Consider the following 22,283-nt stretch of genomic DNA (forward strand, 5'->3'; position numbering starts at 1 on the left):
CATTAAACATATTTGCTGTCTTGGTAGGGAGGATTATCGTTAACTTGCGGTAATTTCATAAGAGTCTAAAATGACATAAAACATGTTAAAAACGACAAAATGTATCTCTAGGCAATGAAACAAATCTCGATAGGTATCTGCCATTATCCTAATGCTTTGAAGTCAGCAATTTATGGCTTAGAAGAAATGTTTTTAATGGCAAATAACACCTGCAAAAAGCAAAGCGTTGACGTCGAATTTGTACCTGTTATTTTCGATTGTACTAAACAACTGCCTCAAGGTTTTGCGGTGATATTGCTGCCTCCAAGCTCTCAGAGTGATTACTACCTCAACCCTCAAACAAAGCTAGTTGATTGGCTTAAAGCACAGCATTGCCAGGGTGCGATTCTTGCTTCAGCATGTGCAGGTGCATTTATACTGGCAGCAACAACGTTGGTGGAAACGAGAACCGTCACCACGCACTGGGGCTTGTCAGACTCGTTTCACGAACAGTTTCCCCATATATCGCTAAATACGAATGAGCTCTTAATTGACCATGGTGATGTGATTACCGCTGGGGGGATGATGTCTTGGCTGGATCTAGGTTTTGAATTGGTAGCGAAATTCACCACTTTGAACGTGATGCGCCAACTTGGTAAGAGACTTGTTGTCGATACCGCTCCAAGGGAGCAGCGGTTTTATAAGCAATTTAATCCGTCATTTTTACATGGTGACCAAACGATTGTTGCGATTCAACAGGCAATGAACTTGCACTACTCGAAGCCACTATCGATTCAAGCTTTGGCAGAACAAATCAGTCTCACTGAGCGTACCATGCAGCGGCGATTCCTAAAAGCGACCGGCTACAATCCCAATCACTATTTGCAGCGACTTAGGGTGCAAAAGGCGTGTGATTTACTAGAAAGTTCACAGTATTCTTTTGAGTGGATAGCCAATCAAGTGGGCTATGAAGATACCAGCGCGTGTCGAAAAGTATTTATTAAAACGATGGGGCTAACACCAAGAGCGTTTCGCTTGCGATTTACACGAAGCAGGCCCAGCTTCGACCTAGCGGGTGCTAGTGGGAACGAAACGGGGCCCGAGGGTTGGTCGTAACTTAACTCGTTAAGACTAGCGAATTAAGGCCTATTTAAGGTCAAAGCGGTCAGCATTCATGACTTTAGTCCACGCTGCGATGAAGTCATTTACAAACTTCTCTTTAGCATCATCACAAGCATAGAGTTCAGCCAATGCCCGTAGTTGTGAATTAGAACCAAAGACCAAATCCACGCGGGTTGCTGTCCATTTCTTCTCGCCAGTCGCTCGGTTTGTCCCTAGGTAAGCACTGTTGTTAGGGCACACAGGTTTCCACTCTGTCGCCATATCCACAAGGTTGATGAAGAAGTCGTTACTTAGTACGCCAACTCTATCGGTCAATACACCATGTGCGGTATTGTTGTGGTTCGCGCCTAGTACACGCAGGCCACCAATGAGCACGGTCATCTCTGGAGCGGTTAGTCCCAGTAGCTGTGCTTTATCAAGCAGCATCTCTTCGGCTGGTACTGAGAACAGTTTCTTAGCAAAGTTGCGGAAACCATCAGCTTCCGGTTCCAATACCGCAAACGATTCTTCATCCGTTTGCGCTGCTGTTGCGTCAACACGGCCTGCTGAGAATGGCACATCTACATCAAAACCACCGTCTTTCGCTGCTTTCTCGATAGCAACGTTACCAGCCAGTACAATAAGATCTGCAATGGATACGCCACGCTCACCCGTATTGAAGTTAGCCTGAATACCGTCTAAAACGGCGAGGACTTTATTTAGCTGCTCTGGCTGGTTTGCTTCCCAATTTCTTTGTGGTGATAAACGAATGCGTGCGCCGTTGGCACCGCCACGGTAGTCTGAACCACGGTAAGTTGACGCACTAGACCAAGCTGTATATACCAGCTCAGAAACACTGAGTGCTGAGTTTAGAACGGCCTGCTTCAGCTCGGCAACATCACTACTTGAAAGAGCCGCAAAGCTTGCTTGTGGCAGTGGGTCTTGCCAAATCAGATCTTCTGCCGGTGACTCTGCACCGATGTAGCGACTCTTCGGACCCATATCGCGGTGCGTTAATTTAAACCAAGCACGAGCAAAAGCATCTGCAAATTGATCTGGGTTTTCGTGGAAGCGTTTTGATATTGGACCGTAGATTGGGTCCATACGCATTGCCATGTCGGCGGTCGTCATGATGGTTTTGACTTTCTGAGATGGGTCATGCGCTTTAGGGGCCATATGGTCTTCATCGACGCCAACCGGCTCCCACTGCCAAGCGCCAGCTGGACTCTTCACGAGATCCCAGTCGTAGCCAAACAGCATATCGAAGTAACCGTTATCCCAAACGATAGGGTTTGGTGTCCAAGCACCTTCAATACCAGAAGTCGTCGTATCATCACCTTTACCTGTGCCAAAGCTGTTCTTCCAGCCAAAGCCCATTTCTTCTAGTGGTGCAGCTTCTGGCTCTGGTCCCATTTCTTCTTCAGAACCAGCACCGTGCGTCTTACCAAACGTGTGACCGCCAGCAACGAGTGCAACAGTTTCTTCATCGTTCATCCCCATACGGGCAAAGGTATCGCGGATATCGCGACCTGAAGCCAGAATACTAGGATCACCATTTGGGCCTTCTGGGTTTACGTAGATCAAGCCCATTTGCACAGCGGCTAATGGTTTTTCTAAGTCTCGCTCACCTGAGTAACGCTCATCACCAAGCCATTCGCTTTCAGCACCCCAGTAGATGTCTTCTTCTGGTTCCCAAATATCAGCGCGGCCACCTGCAAAACCAAAAGTCTTCAGCCCCATAGATTCAATTGCAACGTTACCGGCAAGGATGAATAGGTCAGCCCAAGACAGGCTATTGCCGTATTTCTGTTTTACAGGCCACAGTAGGCGACGAGCTTTGTCTAGGTTACCATTATCTGGCCAGCTATTAAGAGGAGCAAAGCGCTGGTTACCTGTGTTCGCGCCCCCTCGACCATCTGAAGTACGGTAAGTACCTGCTGCGTGCCACGCCATACGGATCATGAATGGACCGTAATGACCATAGTCTGCAGGCCACCAATCTTGAGAGTCGGTCATGAGTGCTTCAAGGTCTGCTTTGAGGGCTTTTAGGTTCAGCGCTTTGAAGGCTTCTGCATAGTTAAAGTCTTCACCTAAAGGATTTGATTTCTTGTCATTCTGATGCAGTATCTTGATATTCAATTGGTTTGGCCACCAATCAACGTTCTTTGTTGCTTTCCCGCCTAGGGTTGTATTCCCACCATGCATGACTGGGCATTTGCCCGTCGTGCCTGTTTGACCATGACTCATAATGAACTCCTTGTCTGCCGGCAATCTGTGCGGCAGTCGATATGTTTGGAAAACTCAGTATGAATATAGCGAGAATGAGAAATGTTTATAGATGGTTGTATCGATAGTTGTGATAGAGCTAACCTATCTATTAAGAATATCAATTATTACTTGTTATATATCATATTCTTACATTGGGTTTGCAGACAAAAGAAACCCTGCCATATGGGTAACAAAGGCAGGGTTTGGGTGCGAATGGAGAGCGTGAATTAGAATTGGTTCAACTCAACTCAACTCAACTCAACTTCTTCGGCGATAAATCCACCGGTCTGGTGCTCCCACAGCTGGGCATAGATACCGTGGTGATCCAGTAGCTCCTGATGGGTACCTTGTTCGACAACTTCGCCTTGATCGAGCACGATCAGGCGATCCATCGCAGCGATAGTGGATAGACGGTGGGCAATCGCGATAACGGTTTTACCTTCCATCAACTCGTATAGACTTTCCTGAATGGCTGCTTCAACTTCCGAGTCTAGTGCTGAGGTGGCTTCATCGAGGATCAAGACCGGGGCATCTTTCAGTAATACCCGTGAGATCGCAACGCGCTGGCGCTGGCCCCCGGAGAGTTTCACTCCGCGTTCGCCGACTTGTGCATCGTAACCGACATTGCCGTGGGGATCGCTGAGTGTCTCGATGAACTCGTGAGCATGAGCTTGTTTGGTTGCACTGAGTAACTCTTCTTCCGTCGCATCCGGACGACCGTAAAGGATATTCTCACGGATAGATCGATGCAGCAGCGAAGTATCCTGAGTTACCATGCCGATTTGGCCACGCAGTGAATCTTGGGTTACATCGGAAATTGTCTGGCCGTCAATTTTGATGGCACCCGATTCCACATCGTGGAAACGCATCAACAGGTTGACCAAGGTTGATTTACCGGCACCAGAACGGCCAATCAAACCGATTTTCTCACCCGGTTTGATGTTGAGGTTAAGCTTTTCAATGACCCCTTTCCCTTCACCATAGTGGAAGCTGACATCGCTAAATTCAATCTCGCCCTTGGAAACGTTCAGGTCGGGTGCATTGGGTTTATCTTGGATGTCGACCGGCTTGGATAGGGTTTTCATACCATCAACTACAGTACCGAGGTTTTCAAATAGGCTGCCGACTTCCCACATGATCCATTTGGACATACCGTTGATGCGCAGTGCCAAGCTGACCGCGATGGCGATAGCGCCGATGGAAATGGCTGCACTCGACCATAGCCAGATAGACATACCGGCAATGATGAAGACCAGTATGTAGTTGATGGCTTCGACAGAAATATTAAAGCCGGTGACAAAGCGCATCTGGCGGTACACCGTATCCATGAAACCGCTCATGCCTTGTTCGGCGTATTCGGTTTCACGGTTAGTATGGGAAAACAACTTCACGGTGGAAATGTTGGTATAGCTGTCGACAATACGTCCGGTCATCAATGAACGGGCATCAGCCTGCTCAGTGGCAACGGCTTTGAGTTTAGGCACGAAATAAAATTGGATGCCGATATACGCTGCTAGCCAAAGCAGCATAGGGATCATTAGTCGGGCATCGGCCTGGCCAATCATCACCACCATCGAGGTGAAGTAGACGGTAATATACACCAGCACATCAAGCAGCTTCATTACTGTTTCCCGAACAGCAAGGGATGTTTGCATCACCTTGGTTGCAATTCGTCCTGCAAACTCATCTTGGTAGAAGGAAACACTTTGGCGAAGCAGGTAGCGGTGTGCTAACCAGCGAATCGACATCGGATAGTTACCCAGTAATGTTTGATGGACAACCAGGGAATGTAGGGTGATCAGGGCAGGGACAACAATGACGACCAGTAGGCCGATACCCAATAACTTGCCACCTTCCTCGGCCCAGAAAGTATCAGGATTATGTACGGTTAGCCAGTCAACCAGTTGCCCCATAAAGCCGAATAACGAGACTTCAACAATGGCTATCAGTGCGCTGAGTACAGACATAGCAAGCAATGGCAGTTCAAACCCACGGGTATAGTAACGGCAGAAGGCGAACAACCCCTTTGGAGGTTGTTCTGGTTCATGGGGCGGAAAGGCTTGGGCGAGCTTTTCGAAACGTTTGTACATAAATTGATGGTTCCAGTCAGGCAGATGTGTTTGGCAAAATAGTCCTATCGAAGGCTATGGCTCTGGGGTGGTATGCCTTGGTGCGCAATGGCGTGGCAAGCATAGTGAGAACAGAAACGGAGCGATATCCCGATAGGAAAAATAATGTGCAGGAATATACCCAAATGTGGGCATACAGCCAAGTACTTGGATAGACACATTATGGTTATTGATTGTACATTTATGCAACTAAGAGGTTAAGACATAATTCTGTCTCAATCTTGCCTGATTCTGCTTTTCTCTCACCGGGGATAAGCCGTCTGAGGTAGCGAATTTCGATTGGAGCTAAATAAGGTTCTGATTTTAATGAAATAGGTAGACCGTATTGTGAAAATTATGGAAATATCGGCCGAGCAAACATTGCCCATTCGGCATAAAGTGCTGTGGCCGAATCAGAGTGTCGAGTTTTGCCGGGTGCCTGATGATGCCGATGGGCTGCATTATGGCGTTTCTGAAGGCGGTGCGCTGGTGTGCGTGGCATCGGTATTCATATCAGGCGAGCAGGCAAGGTTGCGGAAATTTGCCACGTTGCCTGAGTGCCAAGGTAAGGGAATAGGGACTGCCGTAATTGAACATATCCTTGCTGATCTCAAGGAGAGGAATGTTCGCTGCTTTTGGTGTGACGCCCGGGAGTCAGCCGGCGGTTTTTATCACCGTTTTGGCATGTCGCCTGAAGGTGAGCGTTTTTATAAAGGTGATGTCCCCTACTTTAAAATGGCAATGATCCTGTCATAGTCTCAACCTAGACTGGGTGTTACCGGTAACAGGTGATTTAATACTATAATACCCGCGCTGATATTACTCAGCGGGAAACGAATAGATAATAAAAAATACAGGAACAACAATGAAAGAAAGTCAGCAACTGAATCTCGAATTTTCCCCGCTGGTGGAGAAAAATTTTGACCTTGCCGAATGTCCTCGCTGGGATTGGCGTCAACAGGCTTGGTGCTGGGTGAATATCCCTGCGGGTGAGTTGTGGCGCCTAAAAGAGGGTAAAGCGGAAGCTCGACGTTGGGATGATATGTTGGGCTGTGCGGCAATGTGGGGTGAAGAAGGATTTGTCTTGGGCACTAAATCCGGCGTTTATCTGTTGGAAGATTGGGATGCCGAGCGTCGGCAAATTGCCCCATTGGTAAAAACACACCCGAGAATGCGTTTTAATGATGGCCGGGCCGCACCGGGTGGCCGCTTTATGGCGGGCACGCGTAATGGGGCCAAAGAAGGCGATCAGGGCCAGTTCTACCAACTCATGGCTGGAGGCAAGCTGGATAAAATGCCAATGTTTGCCTGGACCTGTAACGGCTTGGCATTTTCGCCATGCGGCAGCATTCTATATTGGGCTGATACTGGCTCTAGCGTGGTTTACTGTGCGGCTTACAACCCTGAAACGGGGGAGTATGGCGAAAATCGCATCTTCTGTGATTTGACCGAATTCGAAGGCCGCCCAGACGGAGCGTGTGTGGATAGTGAAGGCGCATACTGGGTTGCCATGTATAGCGGTAAATCCGTAGTGCGGATCGGTATTGATGGCGTGGTTACTCATGTGATCCCGGTACCTGCCGATAATCCAACAATGGTTGCTTTGGGCGGTGCAAAGGGCAACCAACTTGTGGTTACCAGTGCTGAGAGTGCTAATGGTCCGGGGCGAGTATTGACCGCTCAGGTTGATTGGCAAGGAATTGAAGAGCCTTTAGTGACCGTACTGTAAGTCAACCGACACTTACGCTCTTCAGCTGTATTATGGGCGCAGAATCGGCATAGCCTTACTCCATAATAAGGCAGTTGCGCCCTTCTTCTTTGGCCTGGTACAAGCAGTTATCGGCACGTCGGATCAAGTTGTGAATATCACTCTCGGCATGGGTGACCCCCAGGCTGATCGTGTATTTGATGGTGTTCCCCAAAATTGTTAGCTCGGATTCTGCGATGTCCTTAAGTAATCTATTCAGTCTCTGGACGAATACCTCAGGAGAGTTGCCATAAAGAATACAGAATTCTTCGCCACCGAAGCGGGCGACCAACGCGTCTGGGAAGTAGGCCTTTAAGGTGTTTGCGAGCTCAATCAGTACCATATCCCCAATATGGTGGCCATAGTTGTCATTGAGTTGCTTGAAGTTGTCGACATCAAGCAAAGCAAGGCAGCGAGGTGCGGTATTTTTCTTCACTAACTTGTGGTTGAAAAAATAGCGGCGATTCCATGCTTGGGTAAGATAATCACGGTTGGCCAACAGGTAGAGATTTCGCTCCGAGTCGAGAATATTCAGGGTACTGTGCAGACGGCAGTAGAACTCTTCCTGGTTGAAGGGTTTTTTGAGGAAGTCGTTAGCACCGGCCTTGAGAAATTTTGCGGTGAGGGCCGGCTCTTCGCTGGCGGAAAGGCCAATGATCGCGAGTTGTCCTGGGCGAAAGCGTTTTCTTAGCTCTTTAATCAAGCTAACGCCGTCGCGTTCAGGCATTGAATAGTCAGTGATTACCAAAGATATCGACTTGTTTTTGTTGATCATTTCCAATGCGTGCTCGCCATTGGTGGCCTCAAGAACGGTTAGATACTGTCTCTCCAGCAAGCTGCGAATATACTTTCTGGCTGTAATGGAGTCGTCAACCACCAAGGCGGTATGGTCGTGATTGCGCTCTAGGCGCTGTAGGATCGGGATGATACTGGCAATGCAGGTCGGGCTATCTTTGGGAATATAGTCAATGACCGTTTTTGCCAATACTTTTTCACGGGTCATTTCATCCATCAGTGCCGTCAAAACAATGACTTTTATACCAACAGACAAACACACATCGATGATCTCGCCATCTTGCCCGTCAGGCAGGCAGTAATCGAGAATGGCGCAATGGAAGTCTGTGCTATTGTCCAAAACAGCTTCGGCTTCAGCAATAGAGTTGGCAATAACAGGGGTGTAACCAGCTTGCCTTAGTTCACTTTCAATGACTCGACGGAATGGACGGCTATCTTCGACGACCAATATCTTTTGTTCCATCACTCTAATCCTGCAGCTGTCTATTATTATCACTGTTTATAAGGCGCAGTATTATGGGCTATTTTATTTTGATATACAATTAACACAATCTCTTGTTGTAAGAAATATATTTACTTGAAGAGGGGGGAATGTAAATCTATCTTGGCATTGAATGAAATTCCAGTTGCATTAGTGTTGTTTTTTTGCTTTCTTTATGCGTCAGTAAGGCGCTTGCGGCAGATTGGTATCCCTTTGATGTCAAATACTCAATAGTCTTAATCGCTGGCTTATAACGAAGGACGTGACGTGAATAGGCCATGCGCTGGGAGGCTAAATGTGAAATGGTATTGTTATAACATTAGCAAGTTTTTCAAGTGCTACTGAGTATGAAAAATATAGTTGAACATAGAGTGCGACTCGGTGCTTTTTTATTTTATACCGATAAATAATCTGAAAACTTATTTTTCATTGCAGTCTCTACGTTCGGGGGAAAATTAAATATGACGTCTTTTTTGACATAACCCCACGGGTAACGTCTTGGTGATAGACAATTACCCGCAAGGTTGGTTGCGTTACGGTTTTTAGGCCTGGCTGTAGTGCTGTAAAATAGCGGTGACTTCGTTTATACGACGTTGAAAACGGGCTTTGGAAGCGCGTTCGTGCTCAGTATGATCACCATCGCCAAAGGGGCCAAATCCATCGATAGTCGGGACACCGGCCCCCGCCATAATATTGGCGTCACTGACCGTCGGTGCAGGCATCCATTATCGTCCCCATTGGCATTTGGTGTATTACCGGCAGAACAGCGCTACCGTCAAGGTGACTGATCCCTATACGGGTAACTGCTGATCTAAAAAGCCGCCAGTGCTGTCTATCTCTAGAGATAAATAGCGCTGGCGGCTTTGTTTTCATTAAAGGGTCAATGATTAGTCTTTTTTAGCTTCAGCTCTGCCCCTGCCAGATCAACTCACATTGCTGGCTGCCGTCTTTGGCAATCGGTTTTTCGACCAACCAACGCAGTGGCGAGACCACCGGGCTGGTGGTGAAGCGAACCGAGGTTTCCATAATGGCTGATAGCGGAACCGAGAAGTCGAAATCTTCAAACTTGCCAAAGACCTCGACCGGCGTTTGCAGGCTGAAAATCTGCGCACGCTTCGATTGGGGGCGCAGGTACAGGGCAAAGTCACGGTTGGCATAGCTGGCATCGAACTTACCATTGACCTGGATACGTGTCGTATCCAGCAGCAAGTCGCGCTGGCTCATTGTGCCTTGTTGGATATCTAAGCCTGCGGCAACGCAATTGAGTACCGATGGATCGTTATTGGTAAAGTTTGGAATGATCGCATCGGTCAAGCTGACAGCCCAAAGGTCGATCAAGTCTGACTCAAACTCCTGCGGCCATGCGGCAAAGCCGATGAAGCCGTTAGCATTATTCATCAGGCTATCTGGCGAGTTAGCTAAACTGGTCAGATTGAACTGGGTTGAAATGTTACCGTGCATACCGCTTTCCGGTGCCAGACGTCGGGCGAGCACCCCGTAGTCGAAATTCTCGATGTGGCCGTTCAGCTGGATATCAAACATATCACCTTGAGCTTTGATCTGGCTCGCCATTTCGATATTACCGCCCGGTAGCTGGATAGTCATTGGCTTGAGGTTGAATACGCCGTTTTCCAGCACCCAGTGCAATTGCCCGGCACCCAGCCAGTCTTCGCCGGAGCGCACCTCCTCGACATCCAGCGAGAAGTTGGCATTGAGCATGTCCAGACCATCGGTGCTGATCAACGCCGTATTCTGGCTGTCATCTACGGATTGAACAGTGTCCGATGTGCTTTCCTTTTCCCATGCCTGCCAGTCGCCAACCTTGAAGTCGTCGAGCTGGATAAAGGGGGCACGGAAAGCTAGCTCTAGGCGAGGACGGTGTTCTGCCTTAAGCGGTGGTAGCCAGGCGCCTTTACCGGTGAGCTGACTGTCGTTGACCTGCACCTTCATGTTGTTGAGGTGATAGCCCTTGTCATCCATCGAAAGGCTGGCAGCCAGAGTGATCGGCCCATAAGGGGGGAGATCAATATCGCTGAAGGCTTCGAGTCTATCGAGGTTGGGGGTAAACGCCTCAAAGGTCAGGTTGAGGGCTTGCGGATCAATCGGCAGGCTGAGGTTGGAGTTGGCGTCAAACCGCATGTCACCCAAGCTGGCAGCCAGTGATACCGGTAGCGTTGAGCGGCCGTCATTGGCTTCCTTGAGGGAAATTGATGACAATTTGAATGACGCTGCTTTGCCCGCGGCCATCCCGTTCATGGTCAATCGGGTTGCGGTGTCAGGCCCGGTTACGAATCGGCCTTGATCCAATTTAACCGCCAGCGCTTTGCCGGTGTAGCTATCGGCGATATTGGCGTGACCACCAATCAAAGCCGCATCAACCTCGGTATGTTCCATTAGTTCCAGAATAGATCGCCCTGACAGAGAGACAGCCAGTTTGGCGCGATCCAAGCGCATATCGAAGTCATCAGTGACGTCGAATCGGCTCAGAATCGCTCCGATATCCGGTTGGTTGACCGCAAGGTTAAGCTCTGCATCAATATTGGCAGCATTGACACCTAAGCTCAGATCACCTTTGTAGTTACTGCCCGCAAAGCTGGCACTGATCGGCGCTTTGCGCATCTTGCCATCACGGATCTGGCCGCGGAACGACAATTTCTCCAGCTGCTGATCGGCCCACTTTAACTTGTCGGCCCTGAAGTTGAGATCGGCATCGGCAATCACCAGTTCACTACCCAGCAACGGCACATCCAAGTTCACCCCTTGGGTCGGCACGGTTTGCTCGACCTGTGGCAGTTCGTCATCATTGATGAATTGGCCAAACTGGGTGAAATCCAACTGTGAGAATTGAGCATCCATCACCAGAAAAGGACGCTGTTGGTCCGGTTGCCAGCGCAAGGTGACATCACCGTAGCTTTCTAGCAAGACCAGATCTGGCATGGCAAGATCGATCCAACCATTTTGGTAGCTGAGTTTGCCATCAATATTGATGTTACCGGAAATATTGGTTTGAGTACCCAACCAAGGGTTGAGCAGGCTGGCATCGCTGCTGTTGACCTTAAGATCAAACCAGCTGCCTTCTTCCCAACGGGTATGCTTGAGAAATCCCTTGGCTTCGACGGAAATCGCTGGCGAATCGAAGGTTAGGGAGGTTGGCCAGTCCCTGCCCATCATAATATCTTCTAGGGTACCGGCTTGGGCTTGGATGTGGGCCGGTATGCCCATCAATTGGCCTTGGATATCGGACTGGAACGGGCGATGAATACCGGCATTGAGCCTGGCTTGGTCAATACTGAAGCTGGCTTCGCTTCCCCACTTAACCAACGCTTTGTCGATCGCTAGGGAAAGCTCTGCTCGCTCTAGCCATTCGCTAAGCTTGGTGCCGTTGGTGGTAACGGCGAGCTCTGCACGATCCAAATGACCGCGAGAGTAGGGGATCCCCGTGATCCAGCGGGCCATTTCACCTAACGGTGATTGTTCGGCACCCAGCCTGATGTCTAAGTTGGACACCCAACCTGTCGCATCGAGTGACGCCTTGCCGCGAAACGGTACCTCGGCAATATCGGCCGTCATCGGTGCAGAAAGCTCACCCGCTTGACCGTTTATCGACAGGGACAGGTTTTCTACTGGTGTACCGAGTCCTTTGATCTCATCAATAGAGAGATCAACGCGGGTCGTGGTTTTCTCCAACCACTGTTCGAGTGCTCGTTGCAGAGGTGATTGCGCTGGTGGGGCTGCAAAGGCGCGCATCATTGGCTGCGGCTCTGGCTGGAGCCAAGGGCGTAGGTCAATCAATGGGATATTCAGCTCACCATCAATGACATTATGATCGCCCAGTTTGATATCCAAATAGCCAGCGCCGTGGGTGATTGGGCTGTCGATAACAAGATCGCTGATCGTGATGTTGCTGGTGTTGGCATTGAGGTGGGTGGTCACCGTCAGCGGAGCTGCGTGCTTAACATCTAATCCGAACATGGCTTCAATGGGGCCGGTATCTTGCCATTGCAGGCTGATATCGGCATTGAGGCTATCCGAGGCGTCGGCATCAATATTGAGCTCGGCACCGGCAAATGAACCTCTGGCTTTCACTTTGCCGGTCTGCTGGTTGATGAGCTGCTCCAGATCACCGGTTAGCTGAATATCATAAGGCTGGCCGATCATCGCCCCTTTGGCTGTAAATTCCCACTCATTGCCAGGTTGGCTGAGGTTGAGGGAATCGAGATACCAGTCGAAGTACTGGCCTTGGCTTTGGTCTTCGAAGACCACGGATAAATTGCTGGCACTGATACGGTCAGTGAGTGCTAACTTGAAGGCGGAGCCTTTATCTGCAGGATGACTATTTGCAGAGTTACCGTCAGCAGAGCCGCCTGTGCTTGACGCTGAAGTTGGCGCTCCAAGCAACCAGTTGGCTTGGCCGTTATGGGCCTTGGCAAGGTGTAGGTTGATGTTTTCAAGTTCAAGGTAATCAACCGCTAGCGTACCTTTAAGCAGCGGTAGCACGGCCACTTTTGCGTTGATCTTGCCTGAGGTGAGCATCGGTTGCCAGTCGAAAGCATCGATATTGTCAATGTGTACACCTGCAAGGTGAACCTCGGGACGGAATGACAGTACCAGCCCCATCTCCCCGTCAATACGGATCTCTCGGTCGAGGTTGATGGTCAGCCACTGATTGATGTCGTCACGGTATGGTGTTAAGTCAACCTTGATCCCCACAGCGAGGGCTGCAGTGATTATGGCGGTAGGTGTCAGTAAACCGAGTCCTACCCACTTGCTGATTTTCGTTAATGGCGACTTTACCGCTTTTTTCTGTATCGCTGGCGTTGTCGGGCTCGTTGGCTGCGCGTTAGCAGCTTGGTTATTATTTTCTGGGCGCATAATGATAGCAAGAAGGCGAAAGATTAAAGATAAAGCACGGCAAAAAATGGCCTGTGCGCTATTTTGGATATTGTTTTATTAGTGGTGCTAACCATACCATGAAATGGGTTTTGGAGGCATCTGCGAAGAGGTAATTTACACAGCGTTGACGGTTGTGTCTGGCTATTTACAGTGTGTCATAGGCATTAATATTATTAATGTGAATAATGATTTACAACGGTTTGAGTCATCTGTGGGGGGGAGTAAAATCACGGTACGATTGGAGTAGTGTATGATAGAACAACGCACAGAGATTTTCGTTGCCAAGCAGCTAGGCTCAGGTTTTGAAGCAACTCAGGCATCACGGTTGACCGTCAGCCTTCAAGCCAGACAGCATTTGGCGATCAGTGGCCCATCTGGTTGTGGCAAATCAAGCATGCTGCAGGTCATTGCCGGTTTACGTCCCCCTTCTTGTGGTGATATCTACTGGCAGCAAACCTCGATAACAGAGCAGAACTTATCTTGGTGGCGTCAACAGTTCTGCTATTTGCCGCAGCAAGCCGTGATGGGCGGTGACACAATATTGCAGGCGCTAATGCTGCCTTGGCAACTTAAGGCCCTCGCTGTTCCTGAGCCCACCCATGAGCGTTGTCAGCGTGTACTGGATACATTAGGGATCCCCCATTCGCTTGAGCAACCAACCAATAAATTATCAGGCGGTGAGAAGCAGCGCCTTGCCATTGCGCGAGCACTATTGATGGAGCGTCCGTTATGGTTGATGGACGAACCGACGTCTGCGTTGGATGCTACCAGTCGAGACAAGGTGATTGCGCTGATAGCCAAACAGGCATTGACAGTGATATCCGTTTCCCATGACCCGGTGTGGGTGGGGTCGGCACTGCTTCAACACCAAATGGGAGGGGCCAATGAGTGATACCTTGGTGATCAGCAATTGGGCATTGGCGGGATTTTACCTACTGTTTGTTATTCCTCTTGGATTATTTCACCGTTGGGAGTTCGGCCTCGGTAAGACGCTGATCTCAGCGGTACTGCGGATGACGCTGCAATTATCGATAGTGGGTATTTACCTGCAGACGTTGTTTTCGTTCCAGAATCCGTGGCTCAATACCCTGTGGTTATCGATAATGGTGATTGTGGCCGGTTTCAGTATCTGCCGCCGGGCGGGTGTGCCACCAAAATCGGTACTACCGGCGGTATTTAGCGGGCATCTGGTGGCGTTGGTGGTGGTGTTGCCTTTGTTATTGGCTGGCGTGATCCAGGCTGAACCCTGGTGGCAGGCTCAATACCTGATCCCTGTCGCTGGGATGCTGCTGGGAAACTGTCTTGCCGCTAATGTGCTGGCTTTGGAGCGCTGGTACAGCAGTCTGAAGGATAAGCAGGATGAGTATCAGTTTTATTTGGCGATGGGGGCACCGAAGCCGGAACAGCCGTTTATCCGTACGGCGGTGAAAGCCGCACTGGCACCGCAACTGGCGTCAATGACAACCCTTGGTATTGTTAGTTTGCCAGGAATGATGACCGGTCAGATCCTCGGTGGTACCGAGCCGTTGCTGGCGGTGAAATACCAATTGGTGATTATGGTTGCGATCTTTATCTCAGCGACATTATCGGTAACGACCACGCTGACAGTCGCTAGTCGTTCGGCCTTCAATCGTTATGGACAATTGAAATATTAATACCAACTTGGCTATGTATGCGCAGATAAAAAAACAGCCGGTAATGCCGGCTGTTTTTCCGAGAATAATGATTTATTCTGCGATTTCTGCGTTGTGGTAAACGTTCTGCACGTCGTCACAATCGTTGAGCGCATCAAGAAACTTCTCGAATTTCGCAACGTCGTCACCTGAAATTTCAGTCATGGTTTGAGGTACGAAAGAAATTTCTTCAACGTCTAGCGTTACTTCAGGCATTGTTGCAGCTAGTGCACTTTTTATCTTGAAGAACTCCGTGTGCGGAGCGAATACAGTGATCACGCCGTCTTCACACTCGATGTCAGATACATCAGCATCTTCCATCATTAGGTTCTCAAGTACTGCTTCCTCGTCGTCACCGTTGAACTGGAATACAGCCTGGTGCTCGAACATGTGAGCCGCGGTACCTGGAGAGCCAATTTTAGCGCTGTTCTTAACGAATGCCTGACGAACATCCATGAAAGTACGGTTGTTGTTGTCGGTTAGACAGTCAACGATCACCATAGTGTTACCAGGACCAAAACCTTCATAGCGAGCAGTTGCGTAATCTTCACCGCCGCCACCTTTTGCCTTGTCGATCGCTTTGTCGATAACATGGCTAGGTACCTGATCTTTTTTGGCTTTCTCGATCATGCGTTTTAGGGAAAGGTTAGTGTCAGGGTCGATACCACCGTTTTTCGCAATAACGTAAATTTCTTTACCGTACTTTGAATAAACTTTGATTTTAGCGCCCTGAGTTTTCGCCATCGAGGCTTTACGGACTTCGAAACTGCGTCCCATAGGAATCACTCTCTTTTAGATATTTGGGATTTCTGTTGGAGGCGGATTTTATCAGCAACCAAGGTGGTCTGGCTAGGGGGGATAGCGTTAAAGACGAAGTGATTGCTAGCGTAGATCAATTTCTGTTTTGAATTTTGGGTCAATCTCCTCTTAGTTGCTAGATTATTAGCGTTGAAAGCGGTACAAAGATAGGCTCAAATAACCCATTGACGAGGCTCTGAATCCTGCAACTTGAAGTCACGTGGGTGTACATAAAATATAAAGAGACCAAAGATCCATGAAAATTGTTGCGGTTACCGCTTGCCCGACAGGGATTGCCCATACTTATATGGCGGCATCAGAGTTGACCAAAGCTGCCCAACAGCTTGGTGTTCAGATGATGGTTGAGACCCAAGGTGCAATGGGCATTGAAAATCAGCTGAGCTTTCAGGATATCGGCCGGGCTGATGTGGTGTTGATTGCTTCTGATATCGAGATTGAGCACCGCGCACGCTTCACCGGTAGCAAGATCCACTGTGTGACGATTGAAGAAGTCCTGACCGATCCTGCTGGCGTGATTAATCGCTGTAAAGAGCTCTGATTCCTGAACAAGATATGAGCGACGGACACGAACGATGATTGAAAGACGCATCACCTTTACCTTGGAAAATGAGGGGCTACCTGCTTGGAAACTCAACCGCTTGAAAACCTTGGCGGGGTATTTTCGTTCGGTCGTGGTGATACACAATATTTCCCAGCTCAGTATGGCCAACGCCGAACAAGCGATGCGAGTGATGAGCTTAGGTTCGATGCCCGGTGATTTGTGCCAGCTGATGATCGAAGGCTCGGATGCGGAGTTAGCCTGTATGGTGCTGACTGATTTTGTCTCCGAGCATTGCGATTTGATTTGTACGGGTCACCGTCATCTTAGCCAACGAGAAGAAAAAGCGAGTATCGTTTTACCTTTTGATTATGCACTGAGCCATCTACCGCAACTTTCCCAATTCACCGTAAGCTCACAGGATAAAGTGGATGTATTGACGCAAATTAGTCGCCAATGCGCCCCTAATCAGCCTGATAAAGCCAACAGCCTGTTAGAGCAACTGCAGGCAAGAGAGGCGGTATCGTCGACGGCAATGGGAAATGGCGTCGCCTTGCCCCATATATTAACCCCTGATGTTGAGGTTCCTACGCTCGTATTGGCACCCTTAGAGCAACCGATAGAGTGGGGATCACAACGTGGGCCTGTTAGCTGTGTTATCGGCTTGGCGTTACCTGCGCCTCCTAAGCGTGAATATCTGCTGGCTTTTTCATCATTTTCTAAGCGGCTGCTAGAACCCGATTTTTGCCAGTTATTAACAGAAAATAGGCGACCAGAAGTGCTGAGGGCTGTTGTACTCGATAGCCTGTCATTGCCATTTCGGTGATTGATATAAAGCCCTTATCTCGTTATTCGTTTTCGTCTTTTCCGCGTCAATTTCTTCCTCGTCAATCTCTCCCTCGATAGTCCGACGGGGTCATCCCGGTTTTATTTTTGAAGACCCGGTAGAAGTAATTCACATCTTGAAAGCCGCAGCGGGTAGCGACTTCGTTTAAGCGGAAGGTATATTTCTTGAGCATGAACTTAGCCCGTTCGATCCGTACCCAAGTGATGTAATCAGCCATTCGCATATGCCCTTGTTGGCGGAACAGGCGAGAGAGATGATTCGGGGTGATGTTAAATCGCTTGGCAATCGAGTCGCGGGTGATCGGGCGGTGGAAGTTTTCCTGAATATAGATACAGATCCCCTGGTAAAGATCTTCACTTCGCTTTTTGTTGGTATCGCTTGGTGTTGCCAGCATTTGCTGGCAGTAACTCATCAGAGCCTGCAAAAGGTGTTCATCCATCGGCTTTTGTAACGGTTCTTTAGCCAACGCATTGAGTGCAGCAAGAATATGGTCAATGGCAAAGCCCGTTCGGGTTTGGATACTGTGTTTCTGAATGTCGTAAAAGTTGGTTTGTCCCTTGGCCTTACTGACCAAGCTGAAGCCGAGCTGGCGCTTACCGAAGAGCAGGCTCAGCACCGAGCAGTCGGTATCCCAGTTAGGCTTGTTCCAGCTGTTGGGTGGAATATATAAGGCGTCGCCGGCCATTATTTTGACTTCGGTAATACCATGATCCGGGTCTTCCAGTTCATTGAGGTACTCACCACTGATCACCATCTCAAGCCGGGGGAAGTTGACCTGATAGCTAAATGGAGGTGGAGTGACATGATCACCGGCAAACCAGATGCGATTGAAGTGCTCTCGCTCGGCAAGTAGGGTTTCGAGTAACTGGTGGAAGACTTGGCTCATGCTACGAATCGGCCTTGGTTACAGGGTACGTTGAGCCAGCATTATCTTTTGTCTCTGCCTCTATTGTCCTTGTTGTTGGCGAGATACCGTGAACTTGATCACTTTAATTCTAGCGATTTGACTGAAATAAGTGTTACTTAAGTCTAGCTTTTAATTTTTTGATTCTTTATGTACACCGTGTTCGTTAGTGTTCTTTTTGGGTTAAATGTTTGATTTTAAATTAATATATCGAGTTTTTAATTGATTTTTTCATACGGTTTTTTTGTGAGAGTCTGATCACACAATACAGTTGGTGTTACAAATATCCAGTAAATGCCCCTCTGGTACACTATAAGAGGTGTGCTAAAAAGTCGAAAATATCCCCAACGGCAATACAGTATGCCGATATAAATAATTACAGGGGGAATACTCATGATCACCAACTTGATTAATGAGCAGTTGATTTGCCTTAACCTTAAGGCAACAACGAAAGAAGAGGTGTTTGTTGAGATGATCGACATTCTGCACAAGCAGGGTCGAGTCAGTGACAAACAACAGTTTTTGACCGATATTCATGCCCGTGAGGAGCTGGGTAATACCGGCTTTGAAGACGGTGTTGCCCTACCGCATGCCAAGAGTGCCGCGGTCAGTGAACCGGCCGTTGCTATCGGTGTAAGCCGTAGCGGTATTGAATACGGTGCCGAAGATGGCCTTCCTTCTAAACTCTTTTTCATGATTGCTTCGCCAGACGGCGGTGCAAACCACCATATCGAAGTGTTGGCTGAACTTTCTTCCAAGTTGATCGAAGACGGTTTCATTGAGGCATTCCTCGCGGCAAAATCTGACCAAGAGGCACTGGCCCTGCTGCTGGAAAAAACAGAAACAGAAGATGCACCTGCGGCAGAAAATGGCTTTCTTATTGGCGTTACCGGCTGTCCAGCAGGTGTTGCGCATACTTACCTAGCTGCTGAAGCGCTTGAGAAAGGCGCAAAAGAGCTTGGCTATGAAATCAAGGTGGAAACCAATGGTTCTATCGGGGTGAAGAACAGCCCGACAGCCGAAGATATCGAACGTGCAGAAGCCATTATTGTTAGCTGTGACAAGCAAGTCGACATGGCTCGTTTTGCCGGAAAACGTTTAATCAAAACCGGTGTTAAAGCACCGATCAAAGATGCCAAGGGCCTGATTGGTCAAGCACTGGCGGCACCTCAATACCAAGCCTCGGCAGACGATGCGTCGGCAGAGAAAGAAAGCAAAGTGACCCAAGCGCGTTCTGATCTCTATCGTTACCTGATGAACGGTGTGTCACACATGATCCCGTTCGTTGTAACCGGTGGTTTGTTGATTGCACTCGCATTGGCGATTGGTGGTCAGCCAACAGAAGCCGGGATGGCGATTCCTGATGGCAGCATGTGGAACAAGGTATTGGATGTCGGTGTGGTTGCCTTCACCCTGATGATCCCAATTCTGGCAGGTTACATCGCTTATGCGATTGCTGACCGTCCTGCACTGGCACCGGGCTTGATCGGTGGCTGGATTGCCAACAACGGCTCGTTCTACGGCGCGGAAGCTGGCACCGGTTTCATTGGTGCAATTGTTGCTGGTCTACTGGTTGGTTACTTCGTTAAGTTTATTGTCACCCGTAACTACCACAAGTTTATCCAGCCGCTGGTGCCAATTATGATTGCACCTATTACCGGTAGTTTGTTTATCTCTAGCTTGTTCATCTTTGTTATCGGCGCGCCAATTGCGAGCTTGATGGATGGCCTGAATGCAATGCTTACCAGCATGAGTACCGGTAACGTTGTACTGCTAGGTATCGTACTGGGTGGTATGGCTGGCTTCGATATGGGCGGTCCATTCAACAAGGTGGCATTCCTGTTCTCGGTTGGCATGATTGCCAGCGGTCAAACCCAGTTTATGGGTGCGATGGCATGTGCTATCCCTGTCGCTCCTCTGGGCATGGCGCTGGCGACAGTCATTGGTCGTAAGTTCAACATTTTCGAAGAGTCTGAAATTGAAGCCGGTAAAGCATCGGGTGCAATGGGCTTGGTCGGTATCTCTGAAGGTGCCATTCCTTTTGCGGCACAAGACCCAATGTCGGTTATCCCTGCGAACGTACTGGGTTCGATGGTCGCTGCAGTCATGGCCTTCTCGTTCGGCATCACCAACAGCGTTGCTCACGGTGGCCCGGTTGTTGCGCTACTGGGTGCGATGAACAAGCCGGTTCTTGCTCTAGCATGTATGGCCGCAGGTGCGGTAGTTACAGCGCTGGTGGCGGTATCGCTGAAAAAAATGCGTCAGGGTAAGTCTCAACCAAAAACCGCTGTTGCTTAACCCCCTAGCAATGGTTGAGCACGGTAAGACCTGAATTGCCGTGCCCAGAAAGCTCCCTCCTTGTGAGGGAGCTTTTTGCTGGAGCAGTAATGAAAAGCCTCTCTTTACTGGCTGTTTTTGGTAGTATGCGTGGCTGGCAAGCGGATAATACAAGTTGATGACATCGCCTGATGGTACAGATGCTTAGTCTGATAACATTAACGGTTAGTCGGATTTCATTAATGCCCCCTTACTCATTTTGGGGTCTTAATAAAATCTGCATTAGAAATAAGGAAAGCTATGACTTCTTCCCCTCGTTTTTATCGTATGCATAATGTGATTCAAGACTATGCATGGGGCAGCACAACATCGATTGGTCAGTTGTTTGGTATTGAAAACCCTGAAGGTAAGCCACAAGCGGAAATCTGGATGGGCGCGCACCAAAATGGTTGTTCGCAAATAGAAGTCGATGGCAAACCAACCCTGTTATCAGAATTTATTGACGCAGATAAAGCGACCTTGATTGGCGCTGAAACGGCTGCGACATTTGGTGAGCTGCCCTATCTGTTCAAAGTACTAGCGGCTGAAAAAGCGTTGTCTATTCAAGTACACCCAAGCAAGGCACAAGCTGAAGTGGGTTTTGCCAAAGAAGAAGAGTTGGGTGTACCTCGCACTGCGGGTAACCGTAACTACAAAGATCCAAACCACAAACCTGAACTGGTATACGCGTTAACGCCGTACCAGGCGATGAACGGGTTCCGTGAGTTTTCAGATATTGTGTCTTTCTTCCGTGCTCTCGAAATTGAAGAGATCCACGTACTGGTTGAAGCGCTAGAAGCAAGCCAGAATGAGCAAGGCCTTGAGCGCTTCTTTGAAGCAATGCTGTCTCTTAAAGGCGAAGTGAAAGAGAGCTGTGTGGCTAAGCTATTGGCATTTGCCAAATCGCATAAAGATGATCAGCTGTTCGCGCTTATTCTTGATTTGGCCGAGCAGTACCCAGGTGATATTGGCCTGTTTGCCCCACTCATGCTAAACACCTTAACATTGCAGCCAGGCGAAGCCATGTTCTTGGATGCATGTACCCCACATGCCTATATCAAAGGCACGGGCTTGGAGATCATGGCGAACTCCGACAACGTACTGCGTGCAGGCTTGACGCCAAAATATATGGATGTGCCAGAGCTTGTTTCTTGTACTCGCTGCCAGCCAATGCCGTTTGATACCTTGTTGCTCGCACCCCAGGTGGAAAGCGGTGCTTTGCACTACCCAATCCCTGTGCCGGACTTCAAGTTCAGCGTTTACCAGCAGGCAAATAATGCTGAGCTGCAGACTAACAGTGCGGAAATCCTGCTAGCGGTCGATGCGCCGTTGACCGTTACCCACACTGACGGTGAAACGCTGACGATTGCCAAAGGTGAGTCGGTCTTTATTCCTGCGAATGCTGGTACTTACCTTGCGACTTCCGAAGGCAAATTTGCCCGCGCATACAACTAGTCGTTGTTGATTTGAGCGGAGTGCGGGCTTATTGTTCGATTGGTCAATAATGGTTAGAAAAGCCCTTTACATCAACCGGATGCCCCCGTATTATTCGCCGCACAAAGGAGAGATGGCTGAGTGGTTGAAAGCACCGGTCTTGAAAACCGGCATACGTTTGTAGCGTATCTAGGGTTCAAATCCCTATCTCTCCGCCAAATTAGAAAAAGCCAGCTTAATTGCTGGCTTTTTTGCATCTGTAGTCTGGCAAAGAAAGGGATAGGGTGAAGAAGCCTAGACTGGGTTCAGCCGAGCGAAGCGAGACAACGTTGCTAGCCGAAGGCGTTTTAAAGCAACGGCCCGCAGGGCGAAGTAAATCC

General features: G+C 49.0%; 16 protein-coding genes and 1 tRNA gene. 10 read left to right on the top strand and 7 right to left on the bottom strand.

Annotated elements, in window-relative coordinates; all coding sequences use genetic code 11:
* Nucleotides 1–114 precede the first annotated feature (114 nt).
* Nucleotides 115–1,095 (top strand): GlxA family transcriptional regulator, encoded by a 981-nt coding sequence (locus C9I99_RS23620; RefSeq protein WP_107351280.1) that lies wholly within the window; start codon nt 115–117, stop codon nt 1,093–1,095.
* 30 nt (nt 1,096–1,125) lie between these two features.
* On the opposite strand, the gene katG is transcribed toward C9I99_RS23620, so the two are convergent.
* Nucleotides 1,126–3,327 carry a catalase/peroxidase HPI gene (gene katG / locus C9I99_RS23625; RefSeq protein WP_107351281.1) on the bottom strand — a complete coding sequence of 734 codons (2,202 nt, stop codon included), beginning with the start codon at nt 3,325–3,327 and terminating at the stop codon, nt 1,126–1,128.
* A gap of 269 nt (nt 3,328–3,596) precedes the next feature.
* Complete coding sequence (locus tag C9I99_RS23630) at nt 3,597–5,438, bottom strand: ABC transporter ATP-binding protein (RefSeq protein WP_107351282.1); 1,842 nt, start codon at nt 5,436–5,438, stop codon at nt 3,597–3,599.
* Between the two features lie 375 nt (nt 5,439–5,813).
* Here C9I99_RS23630 and C9I99_RS23635 point away from each other — a divergent pair, with 375 nt between their 5' ends.
* Both C9I99_RS23635 and C9I99_RS23640 read left to right on the top strand, forming a co-directional pair.
* The gene (locus C9I99_RS23635; RefSeq protein WP_338069661.1) at nt 5,814–6,212 is read left to right on the top strand and encodes a GNAT family N-acetyltransferase; all 399 of its coding nucleotides are present in this window, start codon (nt 5,814–5,816) and stop codon (nt 6,210–6,212) included.
* A gap of 109 nt (nt 6,213–6,321) precedes the next feature.
* Nucleotides 6,322–7,185 (top strand): SMP-30/gluconolactonase/LRE family protein, encoded by an 864-nt coding sequence (locus C9I99_RS23640; protein ID WP_107351284.1) that lies wholly within the window; start codon nt 6,322–6,324, stop codon nt 7,183–7,185.
* A 55-nt stretch (nt 7,186–7,240) separates the two neighbouring features.
* On the opposite strand, the gene C9I99_RS23645 is transcribed toward C9I99_RS23640, so the two are convergent.
* The 3 genes from C9I99_RS23645 to C9I99_RS23655 all read right to left on the bottom strand — a co-directional run bounded on the left by C9I99_RS23645 (nt 7,241) and on the right by C9I99_RS23655 (nt 13,351).
* A complete protein-coding gene (locus C9I99_RS23645) occupies nt 7,241–8,461 on the bottom strand; it encodes a response regulator (protein WP_107351285.1) in 1,221 nt (406 codons plus the stop codon).
* Between the two features lie 560 nt (nt 8,462–9,021).
* Nucleotides 9,022–9,201 (bottom strand): hypothetical protein, encoded by a 180-nt coding sequence (locus C9I99_RS23650; RefSeq protein ID WP_243734404.1) that lies wholly within the window; start codon nt 9,199–9,201, stop codon nt 9,022–9,024.
* A gap of 181 nt (nt 9,202–9,382) precedes the next feature.
* Nucleotides 9,383–13,351 carry an AsmA family protein gene (locus tag C9I99_RS23655; protein WP_107351286.1) on the bottom strand — a complete coding sequence of 1,323 codons (3,969 nt, stop codon included), beginning with the start codon at nt 13,349–13,351 and terminating at the stop codon, nt 9,383–9,385.
* 271 nt (nt 13,352–13,622) lie between these two features.
* On the opposite strand from C9I99_RS23655, the gene C9I99_RS23660 reads away from it, so the two are divergent.
* Both C9I99_RS23660 and C9I99_RS23665 read left to right on the top strand, forming a co-directional pair.
* A complete protein-coding gene (locus C9I99_RS23660; protein WP_107351287.1) occupies nt 13,623–14,264 on the top strand; it encodes an ABC transporter ATP-binding protein in 642 nt (213 codons plus the stop codon).
* Nucleotides 14,257–15,027 carry an ABC transporter permease gene (locus C9I99_RS23665; RefSeq protein WP_107351288.1) on the top strand — a complete coding sequence of 257 codons (771 nt, stop codon included), beginning with the start codon at nt 14,257–14,259 and terminating at the stop codon, nt 15,025–15,027. The genes C9I99_RS23660 and C9I99_RS23665 overlap by 8 nt, the downstream gene beginning before the upstream one ends.
* 72 nt (nt 15,028–15,099) lie before the next feature.
* Here the strand turns inward: C9I99_RS23665 and C9I99_RS23670 are convergent, their stop codons facing one another.
* Entirely contained in the window at nt 15,100–15,822 is a 723-nt protein-coding gene (locus tag C9I99_RS23670; protein WP_107351289.1) for a YebC/PmpR family DNA-binding transcriptional regulator, read from the bottom strand.
* Nucleotides 15,823–16,099: 277 nt separating this feature from the next.
* Between C9I99_RS23670 and C9I99_RS23675 the strand changes: the two genes are divergently transcribed.
* Entirely contained in the window at nt 16,100–16,402 is a 303-nt protein-coding gene (locus C9I99_RS23675) for a PTS fructose transporter subunit IIB (RefSeq protein WP_107351290.1), read from the top strand.
* Nucleotides 16,403–16,436: 34 nt separating this feature from the next.
* Nucleotides 16,437–17,228 carry a PTS sugar transporter subunit IIA gene (locus tag C9I99_RS23680; protein WP_107351291.1) on the top strand — a complete coding sequence of 264 codons (792 nt, stop codon included), beginning with the start codon at nt 16,437–16,439 and terminating at the stop codon, nt 17,226–17,228.
* 61 nt (nt 17,229–17,289) lie between these two features.
* Here the strand turns inward: C9I99_RS23680 and C9I99_RS23685 are convergent, their stop codons facing one another.
* Nucleotides 17,290–18,135 (bottom strand): AraC family transcriptional regulator, encoded by an 846-nt coding sequence (locus tag C9I99_RS23685; protein ID WP_107351292.1) that lies wholly within the window; start codon nt 18,133–18,135, stop codon nt 17,290–17,292.
* 411 nt (nt 18,136–18,546) lie between these two features.
* On the opposite strand from C9I99_RS23685, the gene C9I99_RS23690 reads away from it, so the two are divergent.
* The 3 genes from C9I99_RS23690 to C9I99_RS23700 all read left to right on the top strand — a co-directional run bounded on the left by C9I99_RS23690 (nt 18,547) and on the right by C9I99_RS23700 (nt 22,121).
* Nucleotides 18,547–20,451: a PTS fructose transporter subunit IIABC gene (locus C9I99_RS23690; protein ID WP_107351293.1), complete on the top strand. Its 1,905-nt coding sequence runs from the start codon at nt 18,547–18,549 to the stop codon at nt 20,449–20,451.
* 279 nt (nt 20,452–20,730) lie between these two features.
* The gene (manA, locus tag C9I99_RS23695; RefSeq protein WP_166645402.1) at nt 20,731–21,924 is read left to right on the top strand and encodes a mannose-6-phosphate isomerase, class I; all 1,194 of its coding nucleotides are present in this window, start codon (nt 20,731–20,733) and stop codon (nt 21,922–21,924) included.
* Between the two features lie 106 nt (nt 21,925–22,030).
* Nucleotides 22,031–22,121 (top strand) — tRNA-Ser (locus C9I99_RS23700).
* Nucleotides 22,122–22,283 lie beyond the last annotated feature (162 nt).

It is taken from the genome of Photobacterium lutimaris (assembly GCF_003025555.1).
Classification (GTDB): Bacteria; Pseudomonadota; Gammaproteobacteria; order Enterobacterales; family Vibrionaceae; genus Photobacterium; species Photobacterium lutimaris.